Raw genomic sequence first — 16,416 nt, 5'->3', positions numbered from 1 at the left:
ACATCATGCCGACAGCCGCCGCCAGACCAACTCCGCTCATTAAAGCGCTGAACCTCCTGCACGAACAGCGCGGGCTGGTCTACCCCGTCCTGGCGATGTCGCTCATCCTCGTGATTCTGGTCCCGCTCCCCACCCCGATCCTCGACTTGCTCCTGATCGCCAATATCGCCTTCAGCGCCGTCGTCCTGTTGACCGTGATGTACATCAATGGTCCGCTCGAATTCTCCTCCTTTCCCTCGCTGTTGCTCTCGCTCACGCTTCTACGACTCGTTCTGAATACGGCCACGACGCGACTGATTCTGACCAACGCCGATGGAACCACAGGCGCGGCGGGAAAGGTCATCGAGGAATTCGCGGGATTCGTCGCCGCCGGCTCGCTCGCCGTCGGCGTCATCATCTTCCTCATCATCACGATCATTCAATTCGTTGTCATCACTAAGGGTGCGACGCGCATCGCCGAAGTTGCCGCTCGGTTCACCCTCGACGCAATGCCCGGCAAGCAAATGGCCATCGACGCCGACCTCTCCGCGGGCTTGATCAACGAGGACGAGGCCCGCCGTCGTCGCGAGAACATCACCCGCGAGGCGGACTTTTACGGAGCCATGGACGGTGCCAGCAAGTTCGTGCGCGGCGACACCATCGCCGGCATCATCATCACGCTCATCAACATTCTCGGAGGCCTGTACGTCGGCATCGTGGAGAAGGACTTGCCGATCACTCAATGCCTCGAGGTATTCACCAAGCTGACCATCGGCGACGGGCTCTCCGCGCAGATTCCGGCGTTCCTGGTTTCGATCGCGGCCGGCATGATCGTGACGCGCTCGACCGCTCGCACGAACATGGGCGAGGAGCTGATCAGCCAGGTGACATCGCGTCCGGTGGCGATGATGCTGTCGGGCGGCTTCCTCCTGGTTCTCATGTTCACGCCGCTTCCCACGACCCCGCTCATGCTCATGGCCGGCGGGGTCGGCGGCCTCGGCTACCTCCTCCTCGGGCAGACGAAGCGCAAGGAGACCGAGGCGGTACATGCCAAGGCTGCCAAGCCGAAAGAGCCTGAGAAGATTGAAACCTGTCTCACCGTTGATGCGCTGGAATTGGAAGTCGGCTACGGCCTCATCCGCCTCGTGGACAAGAAACAGGGAGGCGACCTTCTCGATCGCGTCACCAATATCCGCCGGCAGATCGCTAGCGACATGGGCCTGATCGTTCCACCGATACGCATTCGCGACAACGTACAACTCGAGCCGAACCAGTACAGCGTCAAGTTGCGTGGCGCTTCAATCGCCCGCGGCGATTTGATACCCGGCCGACTGCTGGCCATCGACTCCGGGGCGGTCTCGGAAATGGTTCACGGCATCGAGACCAACGAGCCGGCCTTCGGCCTGCCTGCCCTATGGATTGCCGAGGACGACCGCTCGACCGCCGAGCATCGCAATTACACGGTGGTCGAGCCGAGCAGCGTCTTGGCCACCCACCTGACGGAGATCATCCGCAAGCACGCCGCGGAGCTTCTGACGCGGCAGGATGTCACACGGCTGCTCGATCATTTGAAAGAGAAGAGTCCGAAGCTGGTGGAGGAGATCGTTCCCGACCAGCTCAAGATTGGGGAGATTCAGTCCGTCCTCCAGAATCTCCTTCGGGAGCGCGTCCCGATCCGCGATCTCGAAACCATCCTGGAAACGCTTGGCGACTGGGCCGGGCGGACAAAGGATGCTGAGATTCTCACCGAATACGTTCGCAATGCCCTCGCGCGGACGCTCTGCGAACAATACCGCGACTCGGACAACACCATCCACGGAGTCACCCTGGACCCCTCACTCGAAGAGTTAATCGCCGGTCACGTTGAGCGGACAGACCGCGGCTCTTATCTCACCGTCCCGCCCGCCCTGGCCAACCGAATCGTTGCCGCAGTCCGCAATGAGGTGGACGCCGCCGCCGCGCGTGCATCGGGCAAGCCCCCCGTCGTCTTCACCTCGCCGCAGGTTCGCCAATGGGTCCGCCGACTCGTCGAATCGGCACTCCCCACCGTGGCCGTCCTGGGTTATGGTGAGGTGGTTCGGGGCGTGAACATTAGAACCCACGGAATGGTGGCCCTTGATCTCCCGGTGGATGGTCAGGGCAAGGGTATGACAGATGGATCTGAAAACGTTTCAAGCCCGGTCAATGTCTGATGCCTTGGCCAAGGTGAAGGGCGCACTCGGCAAGGACGCCATGATCCTCCACACGCGCACCATCAAGCGCGGAGGCATTCTCGGCATCGGTGCCCGTAACTATGTTGAGATCACGGCAACCGTGGACCCTCGCGTCATCGCCGCCCGGGCCTCCGCGGGAAACAAGGAGGAAGCCGCCGCTCCCGAGCCTTCCGCTTCCGTCGAGGCCGTCTCAGCCCAGGTCGCCTATCGCGCCACTGCACCGACTCCGCCGAAGATCAGCGTAAGCCCTGTTGCACCCTGGGAGTCGAAGTCGGAGCCCTCCGCGGAGACGGCGACGGATGGAGACGGTTCCGCGTCGGCAATCCGCGAGGAAGTGGTTGCCATCCGTTCGATGGTCCGCGACTTGCTCCAGAAGTCAGATCCGTCGACTCCGCCGGATGTACCGGCCGAGTTGATCGACCATTACACGCGATTCATCAGCCACGAAGTATCGAACTCAATCGTCATGGAAATGATCGATCGACTGCGACCCCGGCTGGGGAGCAACCCGCCTCACTGGGATGCCTCAGGGAAACCGGTCGCGGGCCAGGTCGTGGGCGCGGAGCGCATTCGGGAAGAACTGGTCAATTATGTCGATCAGATGCTGCCGCCGGCCGCCCCATTAGCACTGGTAACGGAGAATCGTCCGACCATCATCGCCCTGGTAGGGCCCACCGGTGTCGGCAAGACAACCACCCTCGCCAAGCTTGCCGCCCATATGAAGCTGCGCGAGGGTCGCAGCGTAGGACTCATCACCATAGACAGCTATCGAATTGCCGCCGTCGAGCAGCTCAAAACCTACGCGCAAATTATGCAGATTCCCATCGTCCCCGTCGCCACACCGGAGGAGATGCAGGCTGCCATCCGCGAGATGGCGTCGGTCGATTTGATTCTGATCGACACGGCCGGGCGGAGTCAGAAGGACGACCTGCGTATCGCGGAACTGCGGACGTTTCTCGCGGCCGCCTATCCGGATCAGGTGCATCTGGTGCTCTCATCAACCAGCGGTGAATCGACGATTCGCCAGGCGATCGAAAAGTTCTCAGTGCTCGGGGCCAAGCAGATCATCTTCACCAAGCTCGACGAAGCCGTCGGATTCGGCGTCATTCTGAATGTACTCAAAACCGCAGGCGTTCGGCTGTCGTATCTCACCACGGGACAGTCGGTCCCCGACGACATCGAGATCGGCAGCGCCCGGCGAGTCGCGGAGTTGATTCTCGGAGTCGACCGGTCCGGCCGTCTAAGTGGATCGCCGCCCGCCTCCGAGGGCGCGATGGCCCAGACCACGGAGGGTTCGTGAGATGAGCGTCGCGCCGCTGGACCAGGCCGCCGAACTTCGACTTCTGATGGAGACGCGCGCCGCTGCCAAGCCGGCGAGCACGCCCTCTCCCGCGCGGCCGCAGCTGTGCCGGATCATCGCGATCGCCAGCGGTAAGGGCGGCGTCGGCAAGACCAATCTGGCCGTCAACCTTTCCATCGTGCTCTCGCGACTCGGCCGTCGCGTCGTCCTGCTTGACGCCGATCTCGGGACGGCCAATGTAGATGTCGTCCTGAACGTGCAGACGCAATATGACCTCACCGATCTGATTCAAAGCCGAAGGACGGTTGACGAGGTCGCCGCGCACCTGGCGGACGGCCTTCGACTCATTCGCGGCGTATCCGGCCTTCCTGCCTTCGCCGACATGCCCGCGTCCGATCGCAAGCGACTGATCGATCAATTGGGCGACCTCGAAGGTCAGTCGGATTTCATCGTGATTGACTGCGGGGCCGGGGTCTCCGAAAACGTCGTCGCCTTTGCCCATGCGGCCGACGAGCTCTTGATCGTCACCACACCCGAGCCAACCGCAATCACCGATGCCTATGCGCTGATCAAAGTCCTGGCCCGCCATGATGCGCCACCCGCAATGAACCTCGTCGTCAATCAGGCCGGAAGTCAGTCGGAAGCCCGGCTCGTCGCCGACCGAGTTTCAGGCGTTGCGGAACGATTCCTGGGCATACCACTGGGAACCCGGGGGCATATCTTGCGCGACGAGCACGTGAGCCTGGCCGTTCGCGGAAGGGCTGCTTTCGTCACGCGATTTCCGCGCTGCCTCGCCGCGACATGCGTGACAGCACTGGCGGAGCGGCTATGCCGCGACCTGCCAGCCTGCAGAAATGAAAGCGGCTTCTTCCGCCGAGCTCTTGCATTTTTCTGCTGAATCCGACGCCCTCCGCCGCCGATCCCAATTACTAATGACGACCGAGAATCGATCCCGGAGGGCGTAACTGCTTGGCACGGTTGTGTGGCGCATGCTGTGGACTCTTGATCTTCAGTGCAACGATCTTCGGCGGGCTCCTGTCGGGGGCCGCCGCGGAGAAGATCATGCTCAGGGCCCTCGTCGGGCTCTTTGGGGGTCTTGCACTTGGCTGCCTCACCGGCTGGATAGGTCTCTTCGTCGTTCGCGATCAACTGGACCGGTCTACAGATGACCGCTCCGAGTCACCCAAAAAGGTGGAGCGCGGCATGTCGGATTCAAATGTGCAAGTTGTGCGATAGGCCGGCGTCCCCCTGAATAAGGGCGCGCCACGGTAGCAGGTGGTCGAGGCTTAAGGTTCAGTCGTCCAAGGTCAAGCAGGAGTACGGCGTATGCTGGCAGTCGATACGGACATTCAAGATATCTGGCGGCAATACAAGAAAAACCCCAGCCGCGAGCTTCGCAACATCCTCATTCAGCAATACCTCCCCATCGTTCGATTCAACGCCGAGCGCGTTCACGCCAAGCTGCCCACCGAGGTGGAACTGGACGACCTCATCTCCGCCGGCGCCTTCGGACTGATGGACGCCATCGAGGCCTTCGACATGGAGCGAGGCGTCAAGTTCGAGACGTATTGTTCGCCCCGTGTACGCGGCGCCATCCTCGACGAGCTCCGCTCGATGGACTGGGTCCCGAGGCTTGTCCGCAACCGGTCGCAGAAGATTCAGCAGGCTACCAAGGAACTCCAGGGCGAACTGGGCCGTCTGCCCACCCAGAAGGAAGTCGCTCAGAAGATCGGCGTCTCGGCGGCGGAATTCGACCGCATGTCGAGGGATTCCAACGCCGTCTCAATGACCTCGCTCTCGCGCAAGGCTTACGGCAACGATTCCTCGCGCGAGCTGACCGAAATCGACGTCGTCCGCGACGAGCGGGCGAGCAGTCCGCAACAGGAAGTCCAGAAGGCCGATCTCAAGCGGCTCATTCAGCAGGGACTGACTTCAACTGAGCGCCTCATCCTGATTCTTTATTACTACGAAGAGATGACCATGAAGGAAATCGGCCTGACGCTCGATCTGTCGGAGAGCCGGGTCAGCCAGATGCACTCCGCGATCGTCGATCGGCTTCGATTTCAGCTTCGCCAGCGTGACAAGGAATTCCGGGTCTAGCCAATCGTGTCCGCCATTCCGCCTAATCCAATCGCCTCCGTCCTCCAGTCCGGCACGGCGCAGGCCGAGCAGGCCCGCAAGACCGATGCGGACAAGAACGCCGAACAGAGTCGGGCAAAGGCCCTCACGGGAGGCCCTGACGCGATCCTGGAAGTCGAAGGCACCGACACCGACGACACACAGGTTCACACTGATTCCGGGGGTCTGGGCAGTCAGGGTCGCCAGGACACCCCCGCAGGAGAGGAAGAACAGGACGAAGCCCAGGATGACGCCGGGATTACCACTGACGAATCCGGCCGCCCACACATCGACCTGTCTGCGTGAGAATGAGTCGCGCGATATCAAAGCGAAGCCCGCTCAGCGCAAGCGCACGACAACTCGACCCACGCCGCGGCCGTCCTGAACCTCCATTCGGGCACTTCGGGCGTCCTTGAGGTTCTCAAGGGTTCGCTTCAAGTCCCCGATGCTCTCGATCTCGTCGTCATTGACGGCCTGAATGACAAAGCCTCGGCGCAGATCAGCGGCGAATCCCTCACCGAGCGGATCCACCAGTGTAATAATCGCGCCGGTCTCGACCTCACTTCGGGTCCGAAATCTCTTCCGGAGTTCCGGTGTCAGCGTGGCGGCATAGATTCCCAGTCGCTCGACATACTCGGCACCCATCTCACTTTGAATCTTGTCCTCGGGCTTCTCCGAGTTCGAAATGCTGCCGGGCTCCTTGGTGTCGCTCTCATCTTGAGACGAAGGGTCGAATCTGGAGGTCTGCGTACTGAAATTCAGCGGCTGCTTACCAATTTCAACGGTGACAACCTTCGAACGCTTATGTCGCCAGATGTTGAAGCGGGCCTTCGTACCCGGCGGCATCTGGGCGACCAGGTCTTGCAGGTCCTCCACGTCACGCACCCGTCGGTCGTCAACTTTGAGAATAATGTCGTCAGGCTGCATGCCCGCCTTGACCGCCGGCGCGTCTTCCGATTCATCGATGATGCCCTGGATGAGAGCGCCATACGCCGCGTCAAGCCCATAAGCCTCGGCGACGGCCCTGTTCACGGGTCGTAGTGCGACGCCGAGATAGCCTCTGACGACCTTTTTACCCCTCTTGAGCGTATCTGCGATGCGGCGGATGACGTTCGATGGAATCGCGAAACCGACGCCCTGGTAGCCGCCGGACTCCGTGGCAATAGCGACGCTCATGCCGATCACCTCGGCGCGGGTATTGATAAGCGGACCGCCGGAGTTTCCCGGATTGATGGGGGCGTCAGTCTGCAACCAGCCCTTGTAATCGATTTTGACGTCGACATTCGAACGGCCGACGGCGCTGATGATGCCCTGAGAGACGCTGTTTCCAAACTTGAAGGGGCTGCCGATTGCCAGAACGATATTGCCGACTCGCATCGCATCCGAATCGCCAAGCCGGCACGGTTTCAGGTCGTCCGCGGAAATCTTGATGACCGCGATGTCGGTCATCTTGTCTGTCCCGATGACCTCGGCGAGAAAGTCCCGCCCATCCTGAAGGGTCACCTGGACCCGGCCGGCATCCTCGACGACGTGATTGTTGGTCACGATGTATCCTGCATCGTCAATAATGAATCCGCTGCCGGTTCCGGTCATGGGGATGGGTTGGAGGTTCTCGTCGCCAAACATCCGCTTGAGCTCGTCGTTCACTTCCTCGTTGATCGTCATCGCCTTGATGCTGACCACCGATGGCTGCACCTCGTCGGCGATGGCGCTGTATGCATTCGAAAGGCGCTCAAGGAGGGCGATGTCGGAGGATGAGTCCCTTTGCGCGACAGGATAAAAACCAGACGCATCGCGTTTGACCGGGTCCGGGTCGGCGCGGAGGCTCGATGCACCCAGCAATCCAAACAGCGCCCAGCAGCATGCTGTCATAAGGAAACTACGATATCCAAAACGCTCTTGATAATGGGTCATCATGTCCAGCCTTGCAGTAGGACGGCCAAATGCATCGAGCCGACTCGGTTCAACCGAATCGCTTATACCCGGAACATAGCGCGATCCGCCGGCCTTGGCTGCGTCCGCTGAATCATCGACCAATCATCCCCGGTCGGTTGGCGTATTTGGTCGATCAGAGGTCGGTCGAAGTCCTTTTGCTCGGATTCTCGGGCGTGGGCGCAGCCAATAACCCGGACGCCCATCGGGCCGTCCCCTATTGTATGCGTCAAATCAGGCAAGGGAGGCAGCGGATTCCGAACGAATCCGCCGCCGTCGTCTCGTTGTCGGCTTTCAGGCCGCGCAGCCGAGCTGCTCCTCGAAAGAGCGGATGAGCTCGGAGAGCTTGCGGGTATGGACGCCGCTGAGGCTGGGCCACGTCACTTCCCCGTCACTGGCGAGGAGCTGCCCCATCCGGCGGCATGCCAGCAGAACGGTGGTGTGGTTCTTGTTGCCCATCATGCGGCCGATCTCAGGGAACGAAAAATCGGTGTGCTTTCGGGCGATATGCATGGCGATGTTCCTCGCCAAAGCGATGACCCGGCTTTTTCTGGAGGTATGCAGGTCCGCCGGGGTGATGCCGAAGAACGTGGCGACGCTCTGCTCGATGTCGCTGACGGTGAGCAGCTTGCCGGTCTGCGTCAAATGGTCATCAAGGGCTCGGCGGGCCATGTCAAGGGTGATCGGCTCGCGGGAAAGGGAAGCGAACGCCAGGAGCTTGACCAGGCAGCCTTCGAGCTCTCGCACATTGGCCTGAATCTTGTCGGCGATGTACTGGAGCACCGGCTCGGGAAGCGACTTCTGCAGCGCGGTCGCGCGGCGGCGGAGAATCTCCTTGCGCGTCTGCACGTCAGGCCGCTCGATGCGGACGATCATGCCGGAGACGAGGCGGCTGACCAGTGACTCGGAAAGCTCGCCCATCATGCGCGGATGAGCGTCGGACGCGAGGATGACGCGCTTCCCGGCGGCGTTGATGGCGTTAAAGGTGTGGAAGAACTCCTCTTGGGTCGCCTTCTTGTTGGCGATGAACTGCATATCATCGAGGAGCAGCACGTCAATGTCCCGAAAGCGATGTCGAAATGCATCGAGCTTTCGTTCCCGAAGGGCGTAAAGAAACTGGTTGGTGAAGTCCTCGCCCGATGCGTAAATCCATCGCACCTTGCCGTTGTGCCGGCTCAGGCCGTTTGCGATCGCCTGAAGCAGATGCGTCTTGCCAAGCCCGCAGGCGCTGTGGAAGAGGACAGTCGACGAATCCGACGTTGGGTTCTCGATGATCGACTCGGCGACTGAGTATGCCAGACGATTATTCGCCCCGACCACGAAGTCTTCCATCCGGCCCCGCAATGTCCGCTGCGGATCGCGGGCAGGCACGGCGCCGTTGCCGCCTTCCTTGGTCGACCGCTCGGCGTTCTTTTCAATGTAGGCCGCCTGCGAGTTGAGCTGGCTCTTTCGCATGCTGCGAAACAGAACCGGGTCGATCGAATACGTCACCTTGATAGGGCGACCCATGACCTGTTCGGCGGCCTCGGCGATGGAGTCCGCGAAGTGGTCTTCGATCCAGCCGCCGATGAACAAATTCGGAACGCCGACTTTCAGGATATCATCGGACAGACTGAACTGAGTCGAATGCCGGAACCAGATTTTGAACTGCTGTGAACCGACGATTTCCTCAATCTGCGTTCGAATTCGATCAATGGGATCCTGAATCTCAATGGCCACGGCGCGCTCCTTCCAACGACCGCATCTCGAATTATCGAGTGCGAATTTCCTGATCTGAGGTTTTATAAACGGGGCAAAAAGCTGCGAATGCTGACGCTTCTGGTCTCCTCCGGCACTGTGTACTGACCGGACTGCCTCTTCAACCGTCTTCTTGCCGGGACGAAGTTATACGAATGCCGCCGATTCGCGTCAATCGGAAACTTTAACGAAAGTTTTGCACATGCGGCGACTCTCGTTGAATCAAGTATTTGCGACTGCAAAAAAATTTTCATCCACGGCTTGCCCACAACGCAACGTTAATTCTTGAGTAGTCGTGCAAAACCTGGCGCAGGTGACGACTCTGATGCGCATCCTCACGTCGCGTGAGTGGTTACGCCGATCGGGCAGATCATCGCCGTCCGGCGGTAACACGTTTCGAAGCCGAATCGACGATAAATCGCGAGCGCCGGCGCGTTTCGCGCGTCGACGGCGAGCGTAACTCTTTCAATGCCTTGGGCATGCGCAATCTCAAGCGCTTTCGCCAAAAGAGAATTGCCCAACCCTTGTCCGCGCGACGAGGGATGCACGCCCATATACACCACTTCCAGCGCCGAGCGCAAAGGACTCTCTCCCAAGAGAATACAAGCCACCGGGCTGCCCGCCCGCCCGTAAATAAGCCATCGCTCCGGCCGAAATATCCCCGCGCTTTTGTGACCAGCGATGATGTCCTCAATGTCCCGCAACCCGGAAAGGCCCGGACAATCCAGGCTTTCTCGATAGGTTTCGAGGATCAGGGCCGCCAGTTCGTCGTGTATTTGGGATGAATAGGTCATCCAGGTGGCCTTAGCCGCTTCAGAACCACCGACGGAATAATTTATCCGCGTCACATTGGACGAAGGGCACTCCATGTAAAGCAGTTCCGCAATCTCCGAGAAACCCACGGCGCATAAGGCGGCACGAAGACCGGCATCCGTGGGCCCAAGGAGGCACTGCGCCAACCGGATGCCGCGCGTCGCTTCCTCGGCAAGCACCCCGCGCAGCATAGCCACGACTTGCGACGCCGTCGCTGACTGTCTCCGGCTTTCCGGCAGGAACAACATCGCGGTCCGGCCCGGAGACTCGATGCACGTGCAGGCACTGATGATGCGCCCCGCGCTCTGCAGCAGCCACTGCCGGGAAAGATCGAGATTCATCACGCGGGCATACTGGATAAACGAGCTGACGTGGCTTTCCAACTCAACGGCCGACTGGTCTTGCGTCGCCAGGGTCATGCGCAGGACGCGGCGCGCGTCGGTCGGCCCGGCGAGCAGAGTTTGGCAGGACAATTCCGTCGGCATGGGGCGCTGCGCCTTTTACGGATGGGACGCTGACTCAGTTTGATCGACCGATTGTAACGGCACGCCGGTCTGAATCGAGTCGAACAAATCAAGATGCGGCAGCACTTCCGACACCGTCGGCATATCAGGGGGCGTCTTGCCCTGTACGATGCGAACGTTTTCTCCCAGCGGTCGCCATAGGGCCGGATTCGTCGGACCAAACAAGGCAAGGGTTTTGGCGCCGACCGCCGCGGCAAGATGCGAAACGCCGCTGTCGTTGCCCACAAACAGGCCGGCCTCCGCAATAAGTCCGGCGAGCAGTTCGAGCGCAGGACTCTCGATGGTCTTGGTGGCGTCGCGTAGCGATCGGATTTCATCTGCCGGGAACCGTTCCATTTCAACTGGGCCGAGGACAAAAATCGGTAGAAATCCGCGACGTCGCAATACCTCGCTCAATTCGACGAAGCAATCGGTCTTCCAGCACTTGTCACGCCCGCCGCTGCCGGGATGAAGGAGGATCGGCCGAGCGGCGACGCCATCGCGACAGGCGTGAAGAATCCTTTGCGCTTCAGTCCGAAGCGACGCGGGAACAACCAGTCGCGGATGCCCCACATGGGCATTCATCCCATGTGCCTTGAGGTCGAGGAGCCATTGATCGCTCACGTGGCCGAGCAAGTCTTCCCGGGGTCGCGGGTCGATGCTGACTGTGTGAGCGATTCCCGTAGCTCGCAGGTTACCGGCTATCAAGCCTTCCGGATCGCCGAGCGTGTTGATCGCGATGTCATGAGCGCCCAGCCAGACGCGCACTTCGCCCGGCAGCTCATCCGCGCTGCCGAAGAGCCGATGAAATCCCCCCCCTTCGATATCGCGCAACTCTTCAACCGCGCCGCACGTGAGACAAAGTCGCGCGCTCGTCGGCCTTGCCAGCAGGCTGACACGACTCGCGCCGCTGAGGCGAAGTGCCTCAACAAGTCGCAGGCTCAAAATGAGATCGCCGAGCGCGCCGCCGTGGACGATCAGCGCTCGTTCGAAGCGGCGCCCCGTCTCTGTTCGAGTGTCCATAGCAGGATGTTGTCCATGATCTGATTCGTTGATTCCGGCAGGTAGCCGACGCGATTCCAGATAAAGTGCCGATCCATCCCCGCGGACAGGTCGAACGGGCAGGCTATCAGGGCCACACGATTCTCGATGGTTCGCAGGTAAATCGGCGGCGCCGCGTCGCCCTGCCTCAGAGATGCACCGGCATCCGTTGTCTGCAATGAAATGAGACGATTGCCACCCTCAAACGCGCCGGTGGCGATCGGATGATCCTGAGCGAGTACCTCGCGACGGCCGAAGTTGAGGGCCTCGACCCATTGCGGAACGGCGGAGATGCCCGCTGACATCCCATCCGCTGCGTCGATCAGAACGACCGTACCGGCGCTCATCGCCGAAATGAGAAACTTGGCTTCCGCCTCGGTCGGTCCTCCCGCGGTCGGCACTTTCACATGCAGGACGTCCGGCAAGCTCGAGCGATCTGCGGCGCTGGCAGCGGTAATGATTCCGCGATCGTCAATCGAGATGCCGCAGCGGCTGTCGCTGCCACTGCCATATCGCCGCCAAGTATTCGGGTGTCGGTCCCACTCACCGGCATGTTTGAATGTCCCCACCGAAACTCGGGCCCGGCCAACGTTGGCTCGTTGCGCGGTCGGCCCATCGGGCATCCTCCGCGGTAGCTGCTGATACGGTGGGGCGGTGTAAACTCTCAGGTTCACAAAGATCCGAAACAGATCGACAAATCGCGTGCGCTCCTGATGCCAGGCCCCGGCAATATCGACCGGACAAAGAAAAACGGCGACGCGCGATCCATCCGACATGCCTCGAAGCGGTGGGCGTCTCTCCCAGACCGAAGCGGGCCCTCCGAAGTGGCAGTGAAAAACGGGATGGTCCTCGGGAAGCACTTCAAAGCGATATCCCCGATCGCGAAACATCCGCTCAAAGAGCTTCGCGGCTGAGTCGGTGAACCGGCCGCTTGCCCGATCGGCATGGAGAAACACAACCCCGCCGTCGTCGATGTACGCGCGAATGTTGGCGAGTGTGTCCTCGGGCAGTTCAAGTATTCCGCTTCCGGAAAGATACAGAATCGGGGCGTCGCGCAGTTCGTCAAGCGTGGCATGTGAACCGACAATCTGCCATCGATACAGTCGTTCAAACGACTTGCTCAGGAATCGCGTAATGCCCGCCAGATCGCGGTAGTAGTAGTTCCACTGGTCCTCGTCGGCTCCGTACTGCATTTTTTGAATGAAAATGGGAGCCTGGCCGTGCGCGAGGAAGATAAGCGCAAATGAATCGGCCACGACGCTTCGTCCCCATTCGCGCCCCAGGATTTTTTTGAGATTGCTCGCGTACCAGTCCACGCCGCCGATACGTGCCCGGCCGCTTGCCAGCCCCAGCCGCTCAAGACCGAATAATTCGTAGCCTTCGTGCTGACTGACGTCCGGCGGATTCGTAGTGAGAAACGCGTCGCCGCGCAAAATCGCGTCATAAACCCGCTTCATCGCCTCGCGAGCCTTTCGATTGGGAGGAATGCCCTCGAAGACAACATAGCGACCTTCCCGCAGCGGGAAGTAACGATCGAGAACGATGAAAAGACTATTGCACCCCGCAAGGGTCATGGAAGATGTTGGTGATGAATTGTTGTCACGGTAAGACCAGCCGCCGGAGTCCGTCTGCGATGTCAGCCAATGGTCTCGCATCAAGGACCACACGCTTCTCTTTGTGCCCACGTCGGCGAGCGCCCCGGCCCACAGGCCGAGATTGGCGAATTGCGTGTTGGAGTGATCCCAGTGGGGGGCGTCGTCCAATGTATAACCGTAGCCGCCGTTGCCCCGGCCGGCGCCGGCGAGCCAGTTCACTTCCCGTCGCAGAAGTCGCGCGTATTTGGTACGCGTCGTCGGCGATAAATTGCGGTCCAATAGGGCGCTGAGCATCGCGGCACGAAGGCTATGGACGTATGTGCCGGATTGCATGTTCGGCTCGGCGATCAGGGTTTCCAGCAGCGACGCCATCTTCGGATCGTTGTGGCCCACGCCGGCGCTCAGCAGGGCCAACCCCGCCAGCGCGGTCGGACCGCCGAGGTAGTACGAACTCAGCTCGTTTTTCACATAACCGGAGCGGTTCCAGACCGTAATGGCATCGAGCGGAATCTGAACCGTCCTGCCGTCCTTGTTCTTGATCTCGATCCACTTCTTCGTCCGCCGGCCGATGATCCCCTGCAATCGGATCGTCTGGCCGGGCTTGCCGGCCGGGCTGTACTGAATGTCATCCTCGAGCTGAATCGCATCAAGCAACGCCGCGATACCCTGACCGATCTCGGCGTCGACATCGGCGGTTGTCGGTTCCGCCATCGCAGCGCCGACCGTCGATGCAGACACCGAGATGGCAAGGAGCCACCCGAGCGCAAGCCTCGTGCGGACGTCACGGGTCAGGCTCGCGAAGCAACCGTGGAAAGTTCTCTCAGGCATTCAATACAACGATCTACGTCCTGCGGCGTGTTGAAAGCACCGAACGATAGGCGGGTCGTTCCGCCGTCGGCATGGGTTCCAATGGACTGGTGTGCAAGCGGGGCACAATGAATTCCCGAGCGGCTCAGAATCCCGAACTCACTCTCCATAAGGGATGAAAGCTCCTGCGGATCCAACCCACCCAGCCGGATGCTGAACACCGCAACGCGAGATGTCGGCTCTTGTGGCCCGTACACGGTCAGTTCCGGAATCTCTCGGGCCGCATCAAGAAATCGCCCTGACAATTCACGATCGTGCCGCATCAGCGACTCCATCCCTTTCGCCTCGATCCACTGGATGGCAGCGCCAAGCCCGGCAAGGCCGATGGCATTGTGACTGCCCGACTCGAACTTGTCCGGCATGAAGTCCGGCTGTACAGGGTGTTCGCTCACACTGCCCGTGCCCCCTTCGATCAACGGCCTCAGCGCTTCCTCAAGGCCCTGGCGAATGTAGAGCGCGCCGGTTCCCAGCGGGCCCATCAATCCCTTATGTCCCGGCATAGCGAGGAAATCGAAACATCCGCTTTGAACGTCTAATGGAAGGTGGCCTGCCGTCTGCGCCGCATCGACGAGCAGGAGCACGCCCCGTCGTCTCAGTTCCGGCCCGATTTCCTCGATTGGCTGTACCGCACCGGTGACGTTGCTGCCATGCACGACGCACACGAGCCGCGTGTCAGGTCGCAGTGCCGAAAGGACATCGCTCGGTCGCACAAGCCCTGTCGCGGGGTCGACATCCACATAGGTCGTCGTAATCTTGCCTGCCGTCGTCAGTCCGCCAAGCGGGCGAAGGACGGAGTTATGCTCCATCTTCGTGGCAACGACGTGATCCCCCTGAACAAGCAGACCCTTGATCGCCTGGTTCAGGGCGGCCGAACAATTGAGCGTAAAGACGATCTCCTCCGGCTTGGACGCCCCGATCAATCGGGCAAGTCCGCGCCGACAATCAGTGACAATGCGGCCGGTCTCCACGGCCTCACGGTAAGCGCCTCGGCCCGCAGACGCCCCGATTTCCCGGGCGTACGATTGCATCGCCTCGAAGACTTCCGGCGGCTTGGGAAAGCTGGTCGCGGCGTTGTCCAGATACAATCTCTGGCCCATGGGCTGTGGCTCCGGCTTGTGAGGCGGCATATGATGCTGCCAGAGACTTATTGTACGCGGGTGCGCGGCGATTCGCATCTTGCCAAGGGGTGATTAAATGCCAAAGGCCGTTGATACCGGTTCGCTTGATGGTCGGGTGCGTTGCCAGTGGGCTGCGACCGACCCGATGCTGGCGGCGTATCATGATGATGAGTGGGGCGTCCCCATTCGCTCTGACGCAGGGCACTTGGAGCGGATGTCGCTCGAGGTGTTTCAGTGCGGGCTATCTTGGAAGATCGTGCTTCAGAAGCGGCCGGCGTTTCGCAAGCTCTTCCACGGATTCAAAGTGGACCGCGTCGCGGCACTCAAGGCGAGAGATATCAACAGAATTTGCGATGATCCGGCAATCATCCGCAATCGTAGAAAGATCGAGGCGGTCGTGTCTAATGCCCGTGCCTTCCTGGAGATTGCCGGTCGGCACCGATCTTATGGCCGTTGGTTTAATCAGTTGCCCGCAGCCACGCCCCGGGACCGGGCCGAGCTGTTTAAGGAATTTCGAAAGACGTTTAAGTTCATGGGTCCGGAGACGACGAAGTGCTATCTCATGGGCGTCGGAAAAATCGATCCCGAGCACGATCGGAAATGCTGGCGCGCCCAAACATAAATCACAGCCGCCACACGGCCTATTTTAGGGCCCTGGAGCGGCCTAGGCCGTGGCCCGACGCCCTGGAATTCAATGCCGGGCCTTGCCGAAACCGATACTTATGCTAAGATCTGTGCAGAAGGGCCTGCTAAGGAGTTCATGCTCAATTTCTCAAAAAGCGAGGCTCAGGCTCGCATTCTTTGAAGCTCACGGACAAGACTGACGAAGGAACGTGACAACCAGTCGTGACCAGGATGGTCGACGCTCCGGCGATTGCAAACTCGCGGGGATTCAAGGCGGACAGCGCTGAGGCGCCAGGCATCAATCCTTTTACCTCAACGCCGCATGGGCCGCCAAACGATACAAGGAAACAGAAGATGAGAATGACCGAAGAGAAGTCCAGGCACGAGATCATTACGCGCGCCAAGATCAGCTACGCCGAGCAAAAGACGAACATGTCTATGCGGTCGTGGATTGATCGAGAGCTGCGTGAGATCGGTATGCCGGTCATGTCAGACGAGGAATGCAAGACCTACGCCCTCAACGCCGGGCCGCGGATCTTCTAGTCCGACCGCCAATTCATCGGCACTCGCGCGTGG

At 60.5% G+C, this 16,416-nt stretch carries 14 protein-coding genes; 8 read left to right on the top strand and 6 right to left on the bottom strand.

Annotation, left to right across the window (positions count from 1 at the left end; genetic code table 11):
* Positions 1 to 5 precede the first annotated feature (5 nt).
* The 6 genes from flhA (at position 6) to HS101_06105 (ending at position 5,916) form a co-directional block, all read left to right on the top strand.
* Positions 6 to 2,171 carry a flagellar biosynthesis protein FlhA gene (flhA, locus tag HS101_06130; GenBank protein MBE7505850.1) on the top strand — a complete coding sequence of 722 codons (2,166 nt, stop codon included), beginning with the start codon at positions 6 to 8 and terminating at the stop codon, positions 2,169 to 2,171.
* Positions 2,164 to 3,492 (top strand): flagellar biosynthesis protein FlhF, encoded by a 1,329-nt coding sequence (gene flhF, locus HS101_06125; GenBank protein ID MBE7505849.1) that lies wholly within the window; start codon positions 2,164 to 2,166, stop codon positions 3,490 to 3,492. Before flhA ends, flhF begins: the two co-directional genes overlap by 8 nt.
* A 1-nt stretch (position 3,493) precedes the next feature.
* Positions 3,494 to 4,390, top strand: coding sequence for a MinD/ParA family protein (locus HS101_06120; GenBank protein ID MBE7505848.1), 897 nt, complete (start codon positions 3,494 to 3,496; stop codon positions 4,388 to 4,390).
* A gap of 71 nt (positions 4,391 to 4,461) precedes the next feature.
* Positions 4,462 to 4,728: a hypothetical protein gene (locus HS101_06115; GenBank protein ID MBE7505847.1), complete on the top strand. Its 267-nt coding sequence runs from the start codon at positions 4,462 to 4,464 to the stop codon at positions 4,726 to 4,728.
* Positions 4,729 to 4,818: 90 nt separating this feature from the next.
* On the top strand, positions 4,819 to 5,592 hold the full coding sequence (locus HS101_06110) for a FliA/WhiG family RNA polymerase sigma factor (GenBank protein MBE7505846.1): 774 nt from the start codon (positions 4,819 to 4,821) through the stop codon (positions 5,590 to 5,592).
* 6 nt (positions 5,593 to 5,598) lie between these two features.
* Positions 5,599 to 5,916: a hypothetical protein gene (locus HS101_06105; protein ID MBE7505845.1), complete on the top strand. Its 318-nt coding sequence runs from the start codon at positions 5,599 to 5,601 to the stop codon at positions 5,914 to 5,916.
* Positions 5,917 to 5,949: 33 nt separating this feature from the next.
* Here the strand turns inward: HS101_06105 and HS101_06100 are convergent, their stop codons facing one another.
* The 6 genes from HS101_06100 to HS101_06075 all read right to left on the bottom strand — a co-directional run bounded on the left by HS101_06100 (position 5,950) and on the right by HS101_06075 (position 15,195).
* Complete coding sequence (locus tag HS101_06100) at positions 5,950 to 7,482, bottom strand: trypsin-like peptidase domain-containing protein (GenBank protein MBE7505844.1); 1,533 nt, start codon at positions 7,480 to 7,482, stop codon at positions 5,950 to 5,952.
* A 354-nt stretch (positions 7,483 to 7,836) separates the two neighbouring features.
* Positions 7,837 to 9,261 carry a chromosomal replication initiator protein DnaA gene (gene dnaA / locus HS101_06095; GenBank protein MBE7505843.1) on the bottom strand — a complete coding sequence of 475 codons (1,425 nt, stop codon included), beginning with the start codon at positions 9,259 to 9,261 and terminating at the stop codon, positions 7,837 to 7,839.
* A gap of 353 nt (positions 9,262 to 9,614) precedes the next feature.
* Positions 9,615 to 10,577 (bottom strand): GNAT family N-acetyltransferase, encoded by a 963-nt coding sequence (locus HS101_06090; protein ID MBE7505842.1) that lies wholly within the window; start codon positions 10,575 to 10,577, stop codon positions 9,615 to 9,617.
* 15 nt (positions 10,578 to 10,592) lie between these two features.
* Positions 10,593 to 11,618, bottom strand: coding sequence for a glycosyltransferase family 9 protein (locus tag HS101_06085; GenBank protein MBE7505841.1), 1,026 nt, complete (start codon positions 11,616 to 11,618; stop codon positions 10,593 to 10,595).
* Positions 11,573 to 14,059, bottom strand: a complete 2,487-nt coding sequence (locus HS101_06080) for a DUF4159 domain-containing protein (GenBank protein MBE7505840.1) — start codon at positions 14,057 to 14,059, stop codon at positions 11,573 to 11,575. Before HS101_06080 ends, HS101_06085 begins: the two co-directional genes overlap by 46 nt.
* The gene (locus HS101_06075) at positions 14,020 to 15,195 is read right to left on the bottom strand and encodes an aminotransferase class V-fold PLP-dependent enzyme (protein MBE7505839.1); all 1,176 of its coding nucleotides are present in this window, start codon (positions 15,193 to 15,195) and stop codon (positions 14,020 to 14,022) included. The genes HS101_06080 and HS101_06075 overlap by 40 nt, the downstream gene beginning before the upstream one ends.
* 97 nt (positions 15,196 to 15,292) lie before the next feature.
* Here HS101_06075 and HS101_06070 point away from each other — a divergent pair, with 97 nt between their 5' ends.
* Positions 15,293 to 15,838, top strand: a complete 546-nt coding sequence (locus HS101_06070; GenBank protein MBE7505838.1) for a DNA-3-methyladenine glycosylase I — start codon at positions 15,293 to 15,295, stop codon at positions 15,836 to 15,838.
* A gap of 356 nt (positions 15,839 to 16,194) precedes the next feature.
* Complete coding sequence (locus tag HS101_06065) at positions 16,195 to 16,383, top strand: hypothetical protein (GenBank protein ID MBE7505837.1); 189 nt, start codon at positions 16,195 to 16,197, stop codon at positions 16,381 to 16,383.
* Positions 16,384 to 16,416 lie beyond the last annotated feature (33 nt).

Source organism: Planctomycetia bacterium (genome assembly GCA_015075745.1).
GTDB lineage: Bacteria > Planctomycetota > Phycisphaerae > UBA1845 > UTPLA1 > UTPLA1.
The sequence above is the reverse complement of the archived record's forward strand: the minus strand, read 5'-3'. Positions and strand labels throughout refer to the sequence as shown.